Annotated in this window: 11 protein-coding genes; 4 read left to right on the forward strand and 7 right to left on the reverse strand. The window is 69.9% G+C overall.

Features of this window, described 5'->3' with window-relative positions:
- The first annotated feature begins 177 nt into the window (after nt 1-177).
- A complete protein-coding gene (locus ACE3QW_RS02515) occupies nt 178-1,533 on the forward strand; it encodes an MFS transporter (protein WP_374250298.1) in 1,356 nt (451 codons plus the stop codon).
- 83 nt (nt 1,534-1,616) lie between these two features.
- Here ACE3QW_RS02515 and ACE3QW_RS02520 read toward each other — a convergent pair whose 3' ends face one another.
- From ACE3QW_RS02520 to ACE3QW_RS02535, 4 genes are all read right to left on the reverse strand, one after another.
- On the reverse strand, nt 1,617-2,312 hold the full coding sequence (locus ACE3QW_RS02520) for a VIT family protein (protein ID WP_374250299.1): 696 nt from the start codon (nt 2,310-2,312) through the stop codon (nt 1,617-1,619).
- A 208-nt stretch (nt 2,313-2,520) separates the two neighbouring features.
- On the reverse strand, nt 2,521-3,021 hold the full coding sequence (locus ACE3QW_RS02525; RefSeq protein ID WP_197024078.1) for a periplasmic heavy metal sensor: 501 nt from the start codon (nt 3,019-3,021) through the stop codon (nt 2,521-2,523).
- 5 nt (nt 3,022-3,026) lie between these two features.
- Nucleotides 3,027-3,497 (reverse strand): hypothetical protein, encoded by a 471-nt coding sequence (locus ACE3QW_RS02530; protein WP_374250300.1) that lies wholly within the window; start codon nt 3,495-3,497, stop codon nt 3,027-3,029.
- A complete protein-coding gene (locus tag ACE3QW_RS02535) occupies nt 3,487-4,047 on the reverse strand; it encodes a sigma-70 family RNA polymerase sigma factor (RefSeq protein WP_374250301.1) in 561 nt (186 codons plus the stop codon). The genes ACE3QW_RS02530 and ACE3QW_RS02535 overlap by 11 nt, the downstream gene beginning before the upstream one ends.
- A gap of 277 nt (nt 4,048-4,324) precedes the next feature.
- Here ACE3QW_RS02535 and ACE3QW_RS02540 point away from each other — a divergent pair, with 277 nt between their 5' ends.
- From ACE3QW_RS02540 to ACE3QW_RS02550, 3 genes are all read left to right on the forward strand, one after another.
- Nucleotides 4,325-5,488: an efflux RND transporter periplasmic adaptor subunit gene (locus ACE3QW_RS02540; RefSeq protein ID WP_374250302.1), complete on the forward strand. Its 1,164-nt coding sequence runs from the start codon at nt 4,325-4,327 to the stop codon at nt 5,486-5,488.
- A complete protein-coding gene (locus tag ACE3QW_RS02545; protein ID WP_374250303.1) occupies nt 5,485-8,622 on the forward strand; it encodes a multidrug efflux RND transporter permease subunit in 3,138 nt (1,045 codons plus the stop codon). The genes ACE3QW_RS02540 and ACE3QW_RS02545 overlap by 4 nt, the downstream gene beginning before the upstream one ends.
- A gap of 72 nt (nt 8,623-8,694) precedes the next feature.
- Nucleotides 8,695-8,994 (forward strand): putative quinol monooxygenase, encoded by a 300-nt coding sequence (locus ACE3QW_RS02550; RefSeq protein WP_374250304.1) that lies wholly within the window; start codon nt 8,695-8,697, stop codon nt 8,992-8,994.
- 68 nt (nt 8,995-9,062) lie between these two features.
- Here ACE3QW_RS02550 and ACE3QW_RS02555 read toward each other — a convergent pair whose 3' ends face one another.
- From ACE3QW_RS02555 to ACE3QW_RS02565, 3 genes are all read right to left on the reverse strand, one after another.
- Entirely contained in the window at nt 9,063-10,094 is a 1,032-nt protein-coding gene (locus tag ACE3QW_RS02555) for an FUSC family protein (protein ID WP_374250305.1), read from the reverse strand.
- Between the two features lie 115 nt (nt 10,095-10,209).
- Nucleotides 10,210-12,846, reverse strand: a complete 2,637-nt coding sequence (locus ACE3QW_RS02560) for an AAA family ATPase (RefSeq protein ID WP_374250306.1) — start codon at nt 12,844-12,846, stop codon at nt 10,210-10,212.
- Nucleotides 12,846-13,976, reverse strand: coding sequence for an exonuclease SbcCD subunit D (locus ACE3QW_RS02565; protein WP_374250307.1), 1,131 nt, complete (start codon nt 13,974-13,976; stop codon nt 12,846-12,848). Before ACE3QW_RS02565 ends, ACE3QW_RS02560 begins: the two co-directional genes overlap by 1 nt.
- Nucleotides 13,977-14,031: the final 55 nt, after the last annotated feature.

Raw genomic sequence — 14,031 nt, forward strand, 5'->3', positions numbered from 1 at the left:
GCGGCCCATGCCGCCTCCGCCCCTAGCGGGTGACAAGCGCGTCCCGGCTCCAGGCCGGGACGCGCCAAATCCGGGCGCCTCTGGCCACCGGCAAAAAGAAAAACCAAGATCATCCCTGGAGGAAACCCAATGCTCATGCAGACGCCGCGGCACCTCGGTGCTAGCGGGGCAACCGACTTGCGCAGAGATGCCGCGCGCCAAGCCGACATCAGCGCCCGCCTCGAACGGCTCCCGATCACCCGACGCGTGTTCTGGACCCGCAACATCATCGGCGCCGCCACCTTCTTCGATGGCTACACCGTCATCGCCATCGCCTATGCCATGCCGGTGCTGGTGCGCGAGTGGGGTCTCAAGCCCGAACAGACGGGCATGATCCTCTCCATGGGCTACCTCGGGCAGCTCATCGGCGCGGTCTTCTTCGGCTGGCTGGCCGAGCGCATCGGCCGCCTCTCCGTGCTGCTCTTCACCATCCTGCTGTTCGTCAGCATGGACATCGCCTGCCTGTTCGCCTGGGGCGCGGCCTCCATGATGGCCTTCCGCTTCATTCAGGGCATCGGCACCGGTGGCGAGGTGCCGGTGGCGAGCGCCTACATCAATGAATATATCGGCTCCAAGGGGCGCGGCCGCTTCTTCCTGCTCTATGAGGTGATGTTCCTGTTCGGCCTCGTCGGGGCCGGCCTCATCGCCCGCGCATTGGTGCCGGTCTATGGCTGGCAGGCCATGTTCCTCGTCGGGATCGTGCCCGCCGCCATCCTCATCCCGCTGCGCTTCTTCATGAAGGAATCGCCGCGCTGGCTCGCCGCCAAGGGCCGCTATGCGGAGGCCGACAGGATCGTGTCGGACCTGGAACACAGCGCCACCGCCCAAGGCCATGTCCTGGCCGAGCCGAAGCCGGTGGCCATGAAGCCGGTCGAGCGTTCGGGCATCCGGGAGCTGTTCTCCGGCATCTATCGCCGGCGCACGCTCACCATCTGGTCCATGTGGTTCTGCTCGTACCTCGTGGCCAACGGCATGATCGCCTGGCTGCCCACCCTCTACCGACAGACCTTCAACCTGCCGCTGGAAACGGCGCTGCTCTATGGCCTCCTGACCTCGGTGGCCGGCGTGGTGGCGTCCATCGCCTGCGCCCTGTTGATCGACAAGGTCGGCCGCAAGCGCTGGTATACCTTCGCCTTCCTCGCGGCGCCGATCCCGCTGCTGGCCCTGGCGTGGATGGGGGCGACCTCCCCGACCGAGGTTCTGGTCCTCGCTGGCCTCGCCTATGCGATCGTGCAGACCATCACCTTTTCACTCTACCTCTACTCGGCGGAACTCTACCCGACGCGCCTCAGGGCGATCGGCACCGGCCTCGGCAGCGCGTGGCTGCGGCTCGGCTCGTCGGCCGGCCCCATCGTGGTCGGCACCATCATGGGCGCGGCAGGCATCCAGTATGTGTTTGCCACCTTCGCCGGTGTCCTCGTGGTGGGCGCACTCGTCACCATGTTCTTCGCCATCGAGACGAAGGGCCGGGTTCTGGAGGAGCTCTCCCCGTAGGCTGCCCGCCGCATGGCATCACAGGAACAGGCCGCTGGCGGGCGAATAGGCCCGGCAGCGGCACTTGTGCGAGGTCGGTCCGGTCAGACGGCGTGACCCACCAGCGTGCCGATGGCCGCCGTCGCGGCCATGGCGATGGCGCCCCAGAAGGTCACGCGGATGGTCGGCTTCCAGATCTCCGCGCCACCCGCCCGCGCACCCAGCGCGCCGAGCACCGCGAGGCAGACCAGCGATCCGCCCGAGACGATCGGCGCGATCTGGGCGGTGGGCGCCACCAGCGAGATGACGAGCGGGATCGCCGCGCCCAGCGCGAAGGTCACCGCCGATGTCAGGGCCGCCTGGATGGGACGCGCGACCACATGCTCGGCCAACCCCAGTTCGTCACGGGCGTGGGCGGTGAAGGCATCCTTCGCCGTCATCTGCTCGGCCACCTGCCGCGCCAGCGCCGGCTCGACGCCGCGCCGCACATAGATCTGCGTCAGCTCGGCCAGCTCGCTTTCGGGATCCTCGGCGAGCTCGCGCCGCTCCTTCTGCAGATCGGCATTCTCGGTATCGGCCTGCGAGCTCACCGAGACGTATTCGCCCGCCGCCATGGACATGGCGCCGGCGACAAGGCTCGCCACGCCCGCGACGAGGATTTCCGACGAATTGGTCGAGGCCGCCGCGACGCCCACCATGAGACTGGCGGTCGAGATGATGCCGTCATTGGCACCGAGGACGGCGGCGCGCAGCCAGCCGATGCGTTCGATCAGGTGGTTTTCGCGGTGCAAAGGCTTCATGGCGATACCTTCTGGAAGGAACGGATCGGCGCGCGACAGGCTGCGACGCAGGGGCGTGGGCCACAGATTGGAGTTGATCTAATCTGTTGCGACGCGCAGGCCAAGCGGCGCTTGGTCGCGTCCCCTTCTGTGGGGGCGACAGGCGGAAAACGTTGCCGGCTCAATGCTTCGTGGCGCTCCCGGGGCCGGCTCGGCTCCCGGATCTGCCCTACCGCGCAGGCTCGTCGGGCGGCACGGGTGGTACCCAGGCGGCGATGCGGGCGCTGCCTTCGGGCGACATCTGCCCGGCCGCGTCGATGATGACGTCGTGAACGATGGACCAGACTTCCCTGCGGGCGTCGCGCAGGCCGGACAATGCGGCCCGCGCCGCCGCCGGATCGAAGGGCCTCGCAAGGAAAGTCTCGCGGGCGCGCTCCTGCGCCGCGCGGGAGGCCGCCTCGGCGTCCACCAGCCGTCCGTTGGCGGCGGCGAAGCGGGCCAGCAGAAGGCGGGCGTCGGCCATGGGGAGGGTCGCCGCCAGCCGGTCGATGCGCACCCGCGGACTGCGGTCCTCCACATTGGGGGCGGGCAGGAAGACGGGCTTGTGCGGCGCGCGCATCACCACAGCCAGCGCCACGCCCGCGAAGAACAGGTTGAGCGCGAGGGAGGCGATCAGCAGGCGCCGCGGCGCGGAGGCGAGGCCCGAAAAGCCGGATAGCGGGCGCGACAAGGGGCTCACAGCACGCCCTCACCGATGGGTCCCGGCTCGAACACCACCGCGCTGACATCGGTGGTCACGCCCGCCCGCGCGGCCGGGCCGATGCTGACGAGCGTGTCGCTCGACCCCACCATGAAACCGAGCAGCGCCATGCCGGCGAGCGCGGCGATGCTCGGCCAGGCCGGCCGCAGATCGAGTGCGATGAGCCAGTCCGGCAGCCAGAGCACCGGATGGCGGCGGGACTGGCGCGGCAGCGGCGCGTTGGCGAGCGCGAGCGTGACACGCCGCGCCGGCCGCATGTCCGCCTCGCTCGCAAGCCGCGCTGCGCCGGCGAGCCGCCGCTCCAGCGCGATCTCGTCGGCCAGCAGCGACCGTGCCGCCACGTCCGTCGCGAGCAGCGCCTCGGCCGCGATCCGGGACGCAGGCGGCCACAGCGCGACATCCGTGCCGTGGCGGATCAAGAGGTGCTCGAATTCCTCACGTGTCATGGCCCTGTCCTTCTTTTCGTGCGGCGCCGAGGCTCAGGCGCAGGCTGCGCCGGGCGCGGACGAGCAGCGTCTCCACGCCGGAAACCGAGGTGCCGAGAATCTCCGCAGCGTGGGCGTTGGAGAACCCCTCCCAGTAGGTAAGCAATATGGCCACCCGCTGCCGTTCGGGAAGCGCAGCGACCGCGGCGAGCAAGGCCCGGTCTTCCTCCTGCCGCTCCATGACGGCGAGCGCGTCGGGCGCCGGATCAGCCCGCTCGCCGGCCACGTCGAGGCCGAAGAACGGCAGGCGGCGGCGGACATTGAGGCACAGATTGATGACGATGCGGTAGAACCAGGTGCCGAAGGCCGCATCCGGCCGCCAGCGGGGCGCCGCCCGCCAGACCCGCAGCAGGGCCTCCTGGGCGATGTCTTCCGCGTCGCTGCCGTTGCCCACGAAGCGCCGGGCGAAGGCGACAGCCCGCACCGCATAGCGCTGGCAGAGCGCGCGGAACGCGGCTTCATCGCCGGCGGCGATGGCCGACATGAGTTCCTCGTCGCTCGGCTCGCGCATGCGCGTCCAACTGCCCGCCTGTGTCCCGGCCCGTTCCGCCCGCAACATGGCACCATGATGCGAACTCCCTTCAAGTCCATCGCCGCCGGATTGTCTGTCGCGGCAGCCTCGGCCGCCGTTCCTCGCTGCCCGGACGCTGGCATTTGAACACCCAAGGCCGGCAAACCCTGCGCTCTGACCGCCTCATCACAGAGACGTGAGCTTTGCTGCAATGCGCGCAGGGTTCCGGCCGTGGGGGTGTTGAAGGGGACATCGACCATTGCCGCAGGACGGCCTGATGCGTGTCTTCCCCTTCGTCATTTCATTGATCGTCGTCGCCGGCGTCGTCGCCTGGCAGCAGGGACTGATCGGAGCCGCCGCACAGGCCCCCAGGCCGAAGGCGCCGCCCCCGCCCATCCCGGTCATCGCCACCGCGGTGAAGACGCAGGACGTACCGGTCTATGGCGAGGGCATCGGCACGGTACAGGCCTCCAATACCATTACGGTGAAAGTCCGCGTGGACGGCGAACTGACCAAGGTGGTGTTCAAGGAGGGGCAGGAGGTGAAGGCGGGCGACATCCTCGCCCAGATCGACCAGCGCCCCTTCGCCGCCGCCCTCGCCCAGGCCAAGGCGGCGCGGGCCAAGGACGAGGCCCTCCTCGCCAACGCCAAGGCGGACTACGACCGCTACAAGGTTCTGGTGCCCAAGCAGGCGGCGTCCCAGCAGCAGCTCGATACCCAGAGCGCGCTGGTCGCCCAGTATCAGGCGCAGATCGCGGGCGACGAGGCCGCCATCGACAATGCCCAGATCCAGCTCGACTACACCACCATCCGCGCGCCCATCTCCGGCCGCACCGGCGTGCGGCTGGTGGACGAGGGCAACATCGTCCATGCCAACGACGAGGGCGGGCTGGTGGTCATCACCCAGCTGAAGCCGGTGGCGGTCGTCTTCACCCTGCCGCAGGACCGCTTCGACGACATGCAGGCGGCGCTGGCGCGCGGCCCGGTCTCGGCCCTCGCCTTCCGCCGCGACGGCGTGACGAAGGTGGGCGAAGGCACGGTGGCGCTGATCGACAACCAGATCAGCTCCGACACCGGCACGCTGCGCATCAAGGCCATGTTCCCGAACGACGACCTCAAGCTCTGGCCCGGCGCTTTCGTGAACGTGAAGGTGCTGCTCGACACCCACCACGACGTCGTCACCATCCCCGCGCAGGCGATCCAGCGCGGACCGGACGGCTTCTATGTCTATGTGGTGAAGCCGGACGACACGGTGGAGAAGCGTGCCGTCACCACGAGCGGGATCAGCGCCGGCACCGCCTCCATCGCCACGGGACTGGCGGTGGGCGATCAGGTGGTGATCGACGGCCAGTACAAGCTCACCCCCGGCGCCCGCATCACCGTGCGTCCGCCGCCGGCCGCGCCACCTGCGAAGAGCGTGTCGGTGGGAGCGCCGGCATGAACGTCTCCGCCCCCTTCATCCGGCGGCCCATCGCCACCACGCTGCTGATGGCGGCGCTGCTGCTGGTTGGCCTCGTGGCCTATCCGCTGCTGCCCGTGGCACCCCTGCCGCAGGTGGACTTCCCGACCATCCAGGTCTCCGCAAGCCTGCCGGGCGCGAGCCCGGAGACCATGGCATCCTCCGTCGCGACGCCTCTGGAACGTCAGTTCAGCCAGATCGCTGGCGTGACGCAGATGACCTCCACCAGCGCGCTGGGCGTCGCCTCCATCACCATCCAGTTCGATCTCGGCCGCAGCATCGATGCCGCCGCACAGGACGTGCAGTCCGCGATCAACGCGGCGTCCGGCCAGTTGCCCAAGAACCTGCCGAGCCCGCCCACCTTCCGAAAGGTCAATCCGGCGGACGCGCCCATCCTCATCCTGTCTGTTCAGTCGGACCTTCATCCCCTCACCAAGCTCGACGACGCGGCCGACACCATCCTCGCCCAGCAGATGAGCCAGATTCCCGGCATCGCGCAGGTGGCGATCACCGGCGAGCAGAAGCCGGCGGTGCGGGTGCAGGTGGACCCCGCCAAGATCGCGGCGCTCGGCATGAGCCTGGAAGACGTGCGCGCGGTGCTCGCCGCCGCGACCGTGGACCAGCCCAAGGGCAGCTTCGACGGGCCGACGCAGGGCTTCACCATCTATGCCGACGACCAACTGCTCACTGCCCTGCCCTGGAACGAGGTGGTGGTCGCCTACAAGAACGGCGCGCCGGTGCGCATCCGCGACATCGGCCGCGCGGTGGACGGGCCGGAGAATGCCCGCCTCGCCTCCTGGCAGAACGGCAAGCGCGGCATCCAGCTCATCGTCTTCAAGCAGCCCGGCGCCAACGTCATCGATGCGGTGGACCGGGTGAAGGCGGCCATCCCGCGGCTGGAGGCGTCGCTCCCCCCCGGCATCACGGTGAAGATCATCGGCGACCGCACAGAGACCATCCGCGCGTCGGTGGATGACGTGCAGCTCACCATGCTCATCACCATCGCGCTGGTGGTGGCGGTGATCTTCGCCTTCCTGCGCAGCCTCTGGGCCACCATCATTCCCAGCGTCACCGTGCCCATGGCGCTCATCGGCACCTTCGCGGTGATGTATGTGGTGGGCTACAGCCTCGACAACCTCTCCCTCATGGCCCTCACCATCGCGGTGGGCTTCGTCGTCGACGATGCCATCGTGATGCTGGAGAACATCTATCGCTACATCGAGGAGGGCATGCGCCCGTTCGATGCGGCGCTGAAGGGGGCGGGCGAGATCGGCTTCACCATCATCTCCATCAGCCTGTCGCTGGTGGCGGTGTTCATCCCCGTGCTGCTCATGGGCGGCATCGTCGGACGCCTTTTGCGCGAATTCGCCGTCACCGTCACCATCACCATCCTCGTCTCGGTGGTGGTGTCGCTGACGCTGACGCCCATGATGTGCTCCCTGTTCCTCAAGAACGAGCACGGCGTGAAGCACGGGCGTGCCTACATGGCGGCGGAAGCCTTCTTCGACGGGATGCTGAAGGTCTATGACACCGGCCTGAAGTGGGTGCTGAAGCACCAGTTCCTCACCCTGATGAGCCTCCTCGCCACCGTCGCCGCCACCGGCTGGCTCTATGTGGCCATTCCCAAAGGCTTCTTCCCGCAGCAAGACACCGGCTTCATCCAGGGCTTCTCCGAGGCGGCGCAGGACATCTCTTTCTCGGCGATGACGAGCAAGCAGATGGCGCTGCTCGACATCGTGGCGCGCGACCCCGCCATCGAGAACGTCTCCGGCTCGGTGGGCGCCACCGGCGGCTCACAGACCATCAACACCGGCCGCGTCTGGATCACCCTGAAGCCGAGGAGCGAGCGCGACGTGACCGCCGACGAGGTGATCCATCGCCTGAGGCCACAGCTCGCCAAGGTGGAGGGCATCGCCCTGTTCCTCCAGGCCTCGCAGGATATCAACGTAGGTGGGCGCGCCTCCCGCACCCAGTATCAATACACATTGCAGGACGCCAATCTCGACGAGCTGAACGCCTGGGGCCCGCGCATGCTGGCCAAGCTGAAATCGCTGCCGGAACTGACCGACGTCGCCACCGACCAGCAGACCAACGCGCCCACCGTCTCCCTCACCATCGACCGCGACACCGCCGCCCGCTTCGGCATCCTGCCGATGGTGATCGACGACACGCTCTATGACGCCTTCGGCCAGCGGCAGGTGGCGCAATACTTCACCCAGCTCTCGCAATACCATGTGATCCTGGAGGTCGATCCCAAGCTCCAGACAGACCCCGGCGCGCTGGACAAGGTCTATGTCCGCTCCCCGCGCACGGGCGAAGAGATCCCGCTCTCCGCCTTCGTGAAGGTGGACAATTCGAAGACCGCCTATCTCTCCATCTCCCACCAGGGCCAGTTCCCGGCGGTGACGCTCTCCTTCAACCTTGCGCCGGGCGTCGCGCTGGGGCAGGCGGTGGACGCAATCAAGCAGGCGGAGCAGGAAGCCGGCATGCCGCAGACGCTGATCGGCTCCTTCCAGGGCACGGCGCAGGCGTTCCAGAACTCGCTCCGCACCCAGCCCTACCTGATCCTCGCCGCCATCGTCGCCGTCTACATCATCCTCGGCGTGCTCTATGAGAGCTTCATCCACCCGTTGACCATTCTTTCCAGCCTGCCCTCGGCCGGCGTCGGGGCGCTGCTGGTGCTCTATGTGGCGGGCTATGACCTCTCGGTCATCGCCCTCATCGGCATCCTGCTGCTCATCGGCATCGTGAAGAAGAACGCGATCATGATGATCGACTTCGCCTTGGTGCGGGAGCGCGAGGGCAAGTCGCCGGAGGAGTCCATCTACGAAGCGTGCCTCATCCGCTTCCGGCCCATCATGATGACCACCATGGCGGCGCTGCTCGGCGCCCTGCCGCTGATGCTGGGGACGGGCACCGGATCGGAGCTGCGCCGTCCGCTCGGCTTCGCCATCGTGGGCGGCCTCATGGTGAGCCAGGTGCTCACGCTCTACACGACGCCGGTGGTCTATCTCTACATGGTCCGGCTCCAGCGCTGGCTCACCCGCAAGCGCGAGAAGCCCGCCGCCCCGGTGCGCCCCGCCCCGGTGCCGCATCTCGACGAGGCGACGGAGTAGCGGAGCCCCCTTGACGTTCAGGCCGGAAGGAGGCCCATTTCCGGCCTCTTCCCCCTGAAGGAACCTCCAAAGATGAGCGCGCCGGTCAAGATCGTGGTCCTTCTCTCCGCCCGCCCGGGCAAGGCGGAAGCGTTGCAGGCGCTGCTCACGGGCATGGCGCGCGCCACCCGAGCCGAGCCGGGCAACCTGCGCTGGGACTTCTGGCGCGATCAGGCCGAGCCCACGCGGTTCGTCATCGACGAGCTTTATGTGGACGCCGCGGCCGTCACCGCCCATCGCGAGACGCCGCACTTCGAGAATTACTTCGCGCACATCAACGACCTCGCCGAGCGCACTCCCTTCGTGCTCGATCCGGTCGACGTGGTGGCCTGATGGCATTGGCCTCGGCCTTGCCGAGGCCAAACGGGCCATGTTCGGGCGCTGCGCGGGCTCGACCAGCCTCAGAGCACCGCCGGCCGCTCCGGTCGCGGACGGCGCGGCGGCCGCGCGATTTCGGCGAGGGCCACGGCGACGAGACCGAACGCACCGCCGATGAGCACGTTCTCCACCCGCTCGGTGGCGATGCCGCTGCCCGTCCCTGCAAACGCAGCCGCGAGCGCGATGAAGAAGCAGCGCGCGCCGAAGCCGATCACGTAGCGCGAAAACGCGATCAGCGTGAGCATGGCTCCGAGCACGCAGAAGGAGTAGCCCACGTCGCTCACCGGCAGCACCAGCCCGATCAGCAGCCCGAGCGGCGCCCCCACCAGCGCGCCCATTGCCCGCAGCTTGAGCTTGCCGGTGGAGGCGGAAAGGTCGCCCACCACCACGCTCGCCGCCGACCAGATGAGCCACTGGCCCTCGCGGATGTCGAACATCTCCACCAGCAGCGCCGCCGCGAACACCGCGGCCGCCGTCGCCACTGCCGGCACCAGCCAGTCGCCGGAGGGTGGCCCGAAGATCTCGGATCGCTCCAGCGTCCGCCGCCGCCCGTCCAGCGCCTGTATGGCGCAGACGAGAGCTAGCCCCACCGGGGAAAGCCCGAGCAGCACGCCCGCCTGCCACAGCGCCGCCTCGCCCAGCGCGCCCTCGCGGATGTCCAGCGCCAGGTAGACGGCGGGAATGAACACCCAGTTGCCCAGCGTCCGCATCAGCGTGCCGAAGCGCGTCACGGCCGCGGCCATGAAGCCGGTGACGGCCACCAGCACCACGAACAAAGGTGGGATCGGGGCCGCCAGGAACAGCAGCGCGAAGGTGGTGACGATGACGAGATATTGCACGATCACCGCCGCCGGGCTGAGCCGCAGCTTCAGCGCCGGGATCAGCAGGGAGACGGTGAGCAGGCAGAGATTGACCAGCGCGGGTTCGCCGGAGAGGAGATAGGCGATCACCAGCGGACCGATCACCGCCAGCGCCCGCACGATGGCGCCGAGATGAAGTTCCTGCGCCAGCCACAGGCGCAGCCTCTCGCCGGGGCCACTCACCGGCGCCCCCATGCTTCGCCGCGCGGCTCCCGCAGACGGCCCGCACCCGCGCGCGCTGTGACGATCCCGCCCATTCCTGTGCCCTTCCCGCCCCCATCCTACAACGGTCGCGAGAGGTGCGGGAGTATCACGCAGGACGGATCGAGAGGCGCGTCGCCGACAGGGCCCGATAGGCCGAGGCCCGGCAGCTCAGCACCAGCACCTGCATGCGGCCGGAGGCTTCGGAGAGGATCTCCATCATGGTGTCGAAGCGGTCGTCGTCGGCGAAGACGAGGGCATCGTCCAGCACCAGCGAGGCGGGCTGGCCCTTGTCGATGAGGAGGTCGGCGAAGGCGAGGCGGGTGAGGATGGCGATCTGCTCCTGCGTGCCCTTGCTCAGCATCTCCGCCGCCTCCTCGCGGCCGGCGCGGGTGAGGAGCTGGGGCTTGAGATCCTCGCCGAAAGAGAGGCTGGCGGAGGGCAGGAGGCGCCGCACATAGGGCTCGATGCGCCGGGTGACGGGGGCAAGATAGCGCCGCGCCGCGTCCTGCTGCGCCTCCTTCAGCACCTTGAGCAGGAGCGCCAGCGTGTCCGCCTCGCCTTTCAGCCGGGCGTGGGCGGCGGCGGCGGCCTCGGCCTCCTCGTCGGCGGCGGCCTTGCGACTGGCGGGACCTTCCCCTCCCAGCGTGCGCGCCTGCTCCTCCAGCCGCGCCACCGCGCCGGCCAGCTCCGGCAGCTGGGATTGCAGCGTGTCGCGCTTCTTGCGCAGCGTGTCGCGGCGGCGGATGAAGCCGTCCGCGTCCAGCCCTTCGGCGGCGCGGCGGGCGGTGTCGCAATCCACCAGCGCGCGGGCCTCGGCGGCACGCGCGTTCTCCAGGGTGGCGGCGAGATCTTCGTCCGCGAGCGCGGCGCGATCGGCTGCAAGATCGGCGGCGAGCCGCGCCCGCTCGGCCTCGGCCCGCTCCAGCGCGGCGGCGAGGGCGACCTCCTTGAGTTCGCCCGCCTTCAGGCTGTCCAGCGCCGCTTCCCGGCGCGCGGCGGCCTCCGTCTCGGCGGCACGGGCGGCGCGATAGGGGGTCTCCACGTCGGCAGCGGGGAATGCGGAATCCTTGGTCTCCGGCGCCGGCCGCTCCACGCCGGCGAGCGCGCCGCGCAGGGGATCGAGACCGGCGGGAATGCCGAGGGCGGCATCCGCCGGGCATTCGGCCTTGAGCCGTGTGCGAAGCCCCAGAAGCTCGGCCTCGTCGATAGCCCGCGCCCGGCCTGCGGTGCGGGCGGCCTGCGGCGTGTCGTGGCCCACGCTTGCGAGGAAATCGGCGAGATCGCGTCGCGCCGCCCGCAGCCGCGCCAGCGCCGGCTCGCCCGAGGGTGGCGGGGCGAAGGCGATGGTGCCGACGCCGGGAATAGAGAGGCTGCGCGGACGGCTCAGGCGGATGGCGCCCTCGGTCAGCGGCGTGCCATCAAGGAGGATCTGCGGCGCGCCCGGCTCGAGGGTCACGGTCAGCGTGGCGGCGCCGGCTTCCGCCTGGGCGCGCGCGGCGCTCTCCGCATCTTCCAATTGGCGCAGGCGATCCACGGCAGTGGCATCCATGCGCGAGGCCGCGATGCGCGTTTCCCGCTCGCGAATGTTCGCGGCATGGGCCTCGGCACGGTCAAGGCGTGCGAAGGCGGAGGCGAGAGCCAGCCGGCGCTCGGCGGCGGCGCGCTCGGCGACGGACTGGTCTCGCCGGGTCTCCGCCTCGCGCAGGGCCGAGCGGGCGGATTCCAGCGCAACCGCCGCTGCTTTTTCGGCAGATCGGGCGCGGCCGATCACCTCGGCATGGGTGCTCACGGCCTCCGTGGCACCCGCCACCTTTGCCTCAGCGGCCTGAAGCTGGCCCGCGAGCTTCTCGCGCCCGGCGCGGCGCTCCTCCAGCGTGCTGCGGCGGGCGGACTGCTCGCGCACGGCGAGGGTGGCGATCTCCAGCGCCTGCCCGGCGGCGCGGGCGCGGGCGATGTCCTCGTCCAGCTTCTTCAGATCGGCGTCGGTCTGGGGGTCCTCGATGTCGCGCACGAGCCGGCGGCGCTCGTTGCGCTTGTATTCCAGCTGCTCCAGCACGCCCTCGAACTGCTCCAGCTCCCGCGCCCGCTCGGTGGCGGCGGCGCGGGCGGCCGCCTCGGCGGCCTCGGCCAGCTTGAGCTTGCCGGTCGAGCGGCCGGTGGCTGTGTAGAAATCGGCCAGCGCCTTCTCCACCTGCGCCACCACCACCTTCGCGCGACGGCCGCCGGTGACGGCGCCGATCTCGCCGGCCAGAGCCTCCTCCAGCGTGCGGCGGGCGGTCTCGCCCGGGCTGCCAAGGAGGAAGGACTGGCCCTGCTCCACCCAGAGCAGACCAAGCGCGCCGCGGCTGTCGTCATCTGCGCCGCGGTTTCCGGCGCGGGCGAAGCCGAGGAGGCCCTGCAGCTTCTCCTCCGCCGCATCGGAGGCAAACCGCCCCTCCGGCCCCTCCAGCGTCACGGAGGGCGAGAGCAGGAAGCGCTTCGTGAGCCGCCACGCCTCTCCGTTCACGTCGAAGGCGAGTTCCACGCTCGGCGCCACCTCGTCGCCCTGCGGGCGGAAGGAGCGGATGCGGTCGCTCTTGGCGCTGTGGCGCTCGAACAGGGCCGCGCGCAGGGCATCCAGCACAGTGGACTTGCCGGTCTCGTTGGGCTCGCAGACGAGGTTCAGCCCGTCGGTGAAGCCGTCCACCACCACGGGGGCGCGGAACTTGCGGAAATTCTCGATCCTGAGACGACGAACCCGCATCACGCTTCCCCCGCCCTTTGGGCGCGCATCTGCTCCACATAGAGGCGTTCCAGCGCCTGGGCGGCGAGCCGCCCCTCGGCCCCGCCCTCGCCCATCATCGCCCGCAGGCCCACGGCGGCTGTATGCAGCTCGCCCTGGGCGTCGATCTCGGAGAGGTCGGTGTCGGTGGGCCGGGTCACGAGATCGTCGGCGATGAGGTCCAGCCAGCGCACCTCGTGGGCCAGCTCGTCCTCCAGACGGCGGCGTACCGCCACCCGCTCAGCCAGTGTGACGAGGCCGGAGAGCCGGAGCCGGCAGACGAGATCCTGCCGCGCCACGCCTGGCGCGAGGCCGGCGATGCGCGCGTCGAGATCGTCCGCGCCGGAGAGAGACCAGCCCTCCTCCAGCCAGTGGTGGCGTCCGATGGGCAGCTCCGTCACCTCAGGCGTGGCATTGCCGGAGACGTCCACCAGCAGCGCGACGCCCGTCACCTCGCGGCCGAAATCGTCCGGCTCGGGCGTGCCGCTGTAATAGGTGCGCTCGTCGATCCTGATGCGGCCGTGCCAGTCGCCCAGCGCGAGATAGGCAAGGCCGGCGCGGCGGGCGCGGTCGACGGCGACGAGGTTGGGGTCGGCATCGCCGCCAAAGGTCTGCACCGAGCCGTGGGCGAGGCCGATGCGCAGGGCGCCCGGAGGCGTCTCCGCCCCATCGAACCACTGGGTGGGGTCAGCCACGCTGCGCTTGTGGGAAAGCGGGGCCGGCAGCAGCACGGCCTGTTCGCCATCTCCGGTGCCGAGGTCCACGGGCAGCGCCTCGGTGAGGGCGGAAACATTGGCCGGCGTGTCGGCGGCAAGCCGGCTCCACAGGCCGTCGGCGCGCAGAGGATCGTGGTTGCCGGGCAGCAGCAGGAAGCGCACGTCGGCCTGCGCCTTCATGCGGTTGAGCGCCTGCCGGTAGACCCGATCCCCCGGCTCCGGGCTGTCGAACACGTCGCCGGCCACCAGCACCAGCGGCGCACCGTTCGCACGGGCCGCGGCGGCGAGGCGATCGATGGCGTCGAGCCGCGCCTCCCTCAGAACGGTGCGCGCCTCCTCCGGCACGCGGCCGAACGGCTTGCCCAATTGCCAGTCAGACGTGTGAATGAAACGCATGCCCGCCTCCGCGCGCTGGTTTGGCGCAGGCGCGGCGGCGGCGCAAGGTCCGGCA

It is taken from the genome of Xanthobacter sp. (assembly GCF_041911315.1).
GTDB classification, from domain to species: domain Bacteria; phylum Pseudomonadota; class Alphaproteobacteria; order Rhizobiales; family Xanthobacteraceae; genus Xanthobacter; species Xanthobacter aminoxidans.

Coding starts and splice junctions, on each gene's coding strand:
- ACE3QW_RS02520 (WP_374250299.1), bottom strand. CDS start 2,312: ATGAAGCCTTTGCACCGCGAAAACCACCTGATCGAACGCATCGGCTGG.
- ACE3QW_RS02530 (WP_374250300.1), bottom strand. CDS start 3,497: ATGACACGTGAGGAATTCGAGCACCTCTTGATCCGCCACGGCACGGAT.
- ACE3QW_RS02535 (WP_374250301.1), bottom strand. CDS start 4,047: ATGCGCGAGCCGAGCGACGAGGAACTCATGTCGGCCATCGCCGCCGGC.
- ACE3QW_RS02540 (WP_374250302.1), top strand. CDS start 4,325: ATGCGTGTCTTCCCCTTCGTCATTTCATTGATCGTCGTCGCCGGCGTC.
- ACE3QW_RS02545 (WP_374250303.1), top strand. CDS start 5,485: ATGAACGTCTCCGCCCCCTTCATCCGGCGGCCCATCGCCACCACGCTG.
- ACE3QW_RS02550 (WP_374250304.1), top strand. CDS start 8,695: ATGAGCGCGCCGGTCAAGATCGTGGTCCTTCTCTCCGCCCGCCCGGGC.
- ACE3QW_RS02555 (WP_374250305.1), bottom strand. CDS start 10,094: ATGGGGGCGCCGGTGAGTGGCCCCGGCGAGAGGCTGCGCCTGTGGCTG.
- ACE3QW_RS02560 (WP_374250306.1), bottom strand. CDS start 12,846: ATGCGGGTTCGTCGTCTCAGGATCGAGAATTTCCGCAAGTTCCGCGCC.
- ACE3QW_RS02565 (WP_374250307.1), bottom strand. CDS start 13,976: ATGCGTTTCATTCACACGTCTGACTGGCAATTGGGCAAGCCGTTCGGC.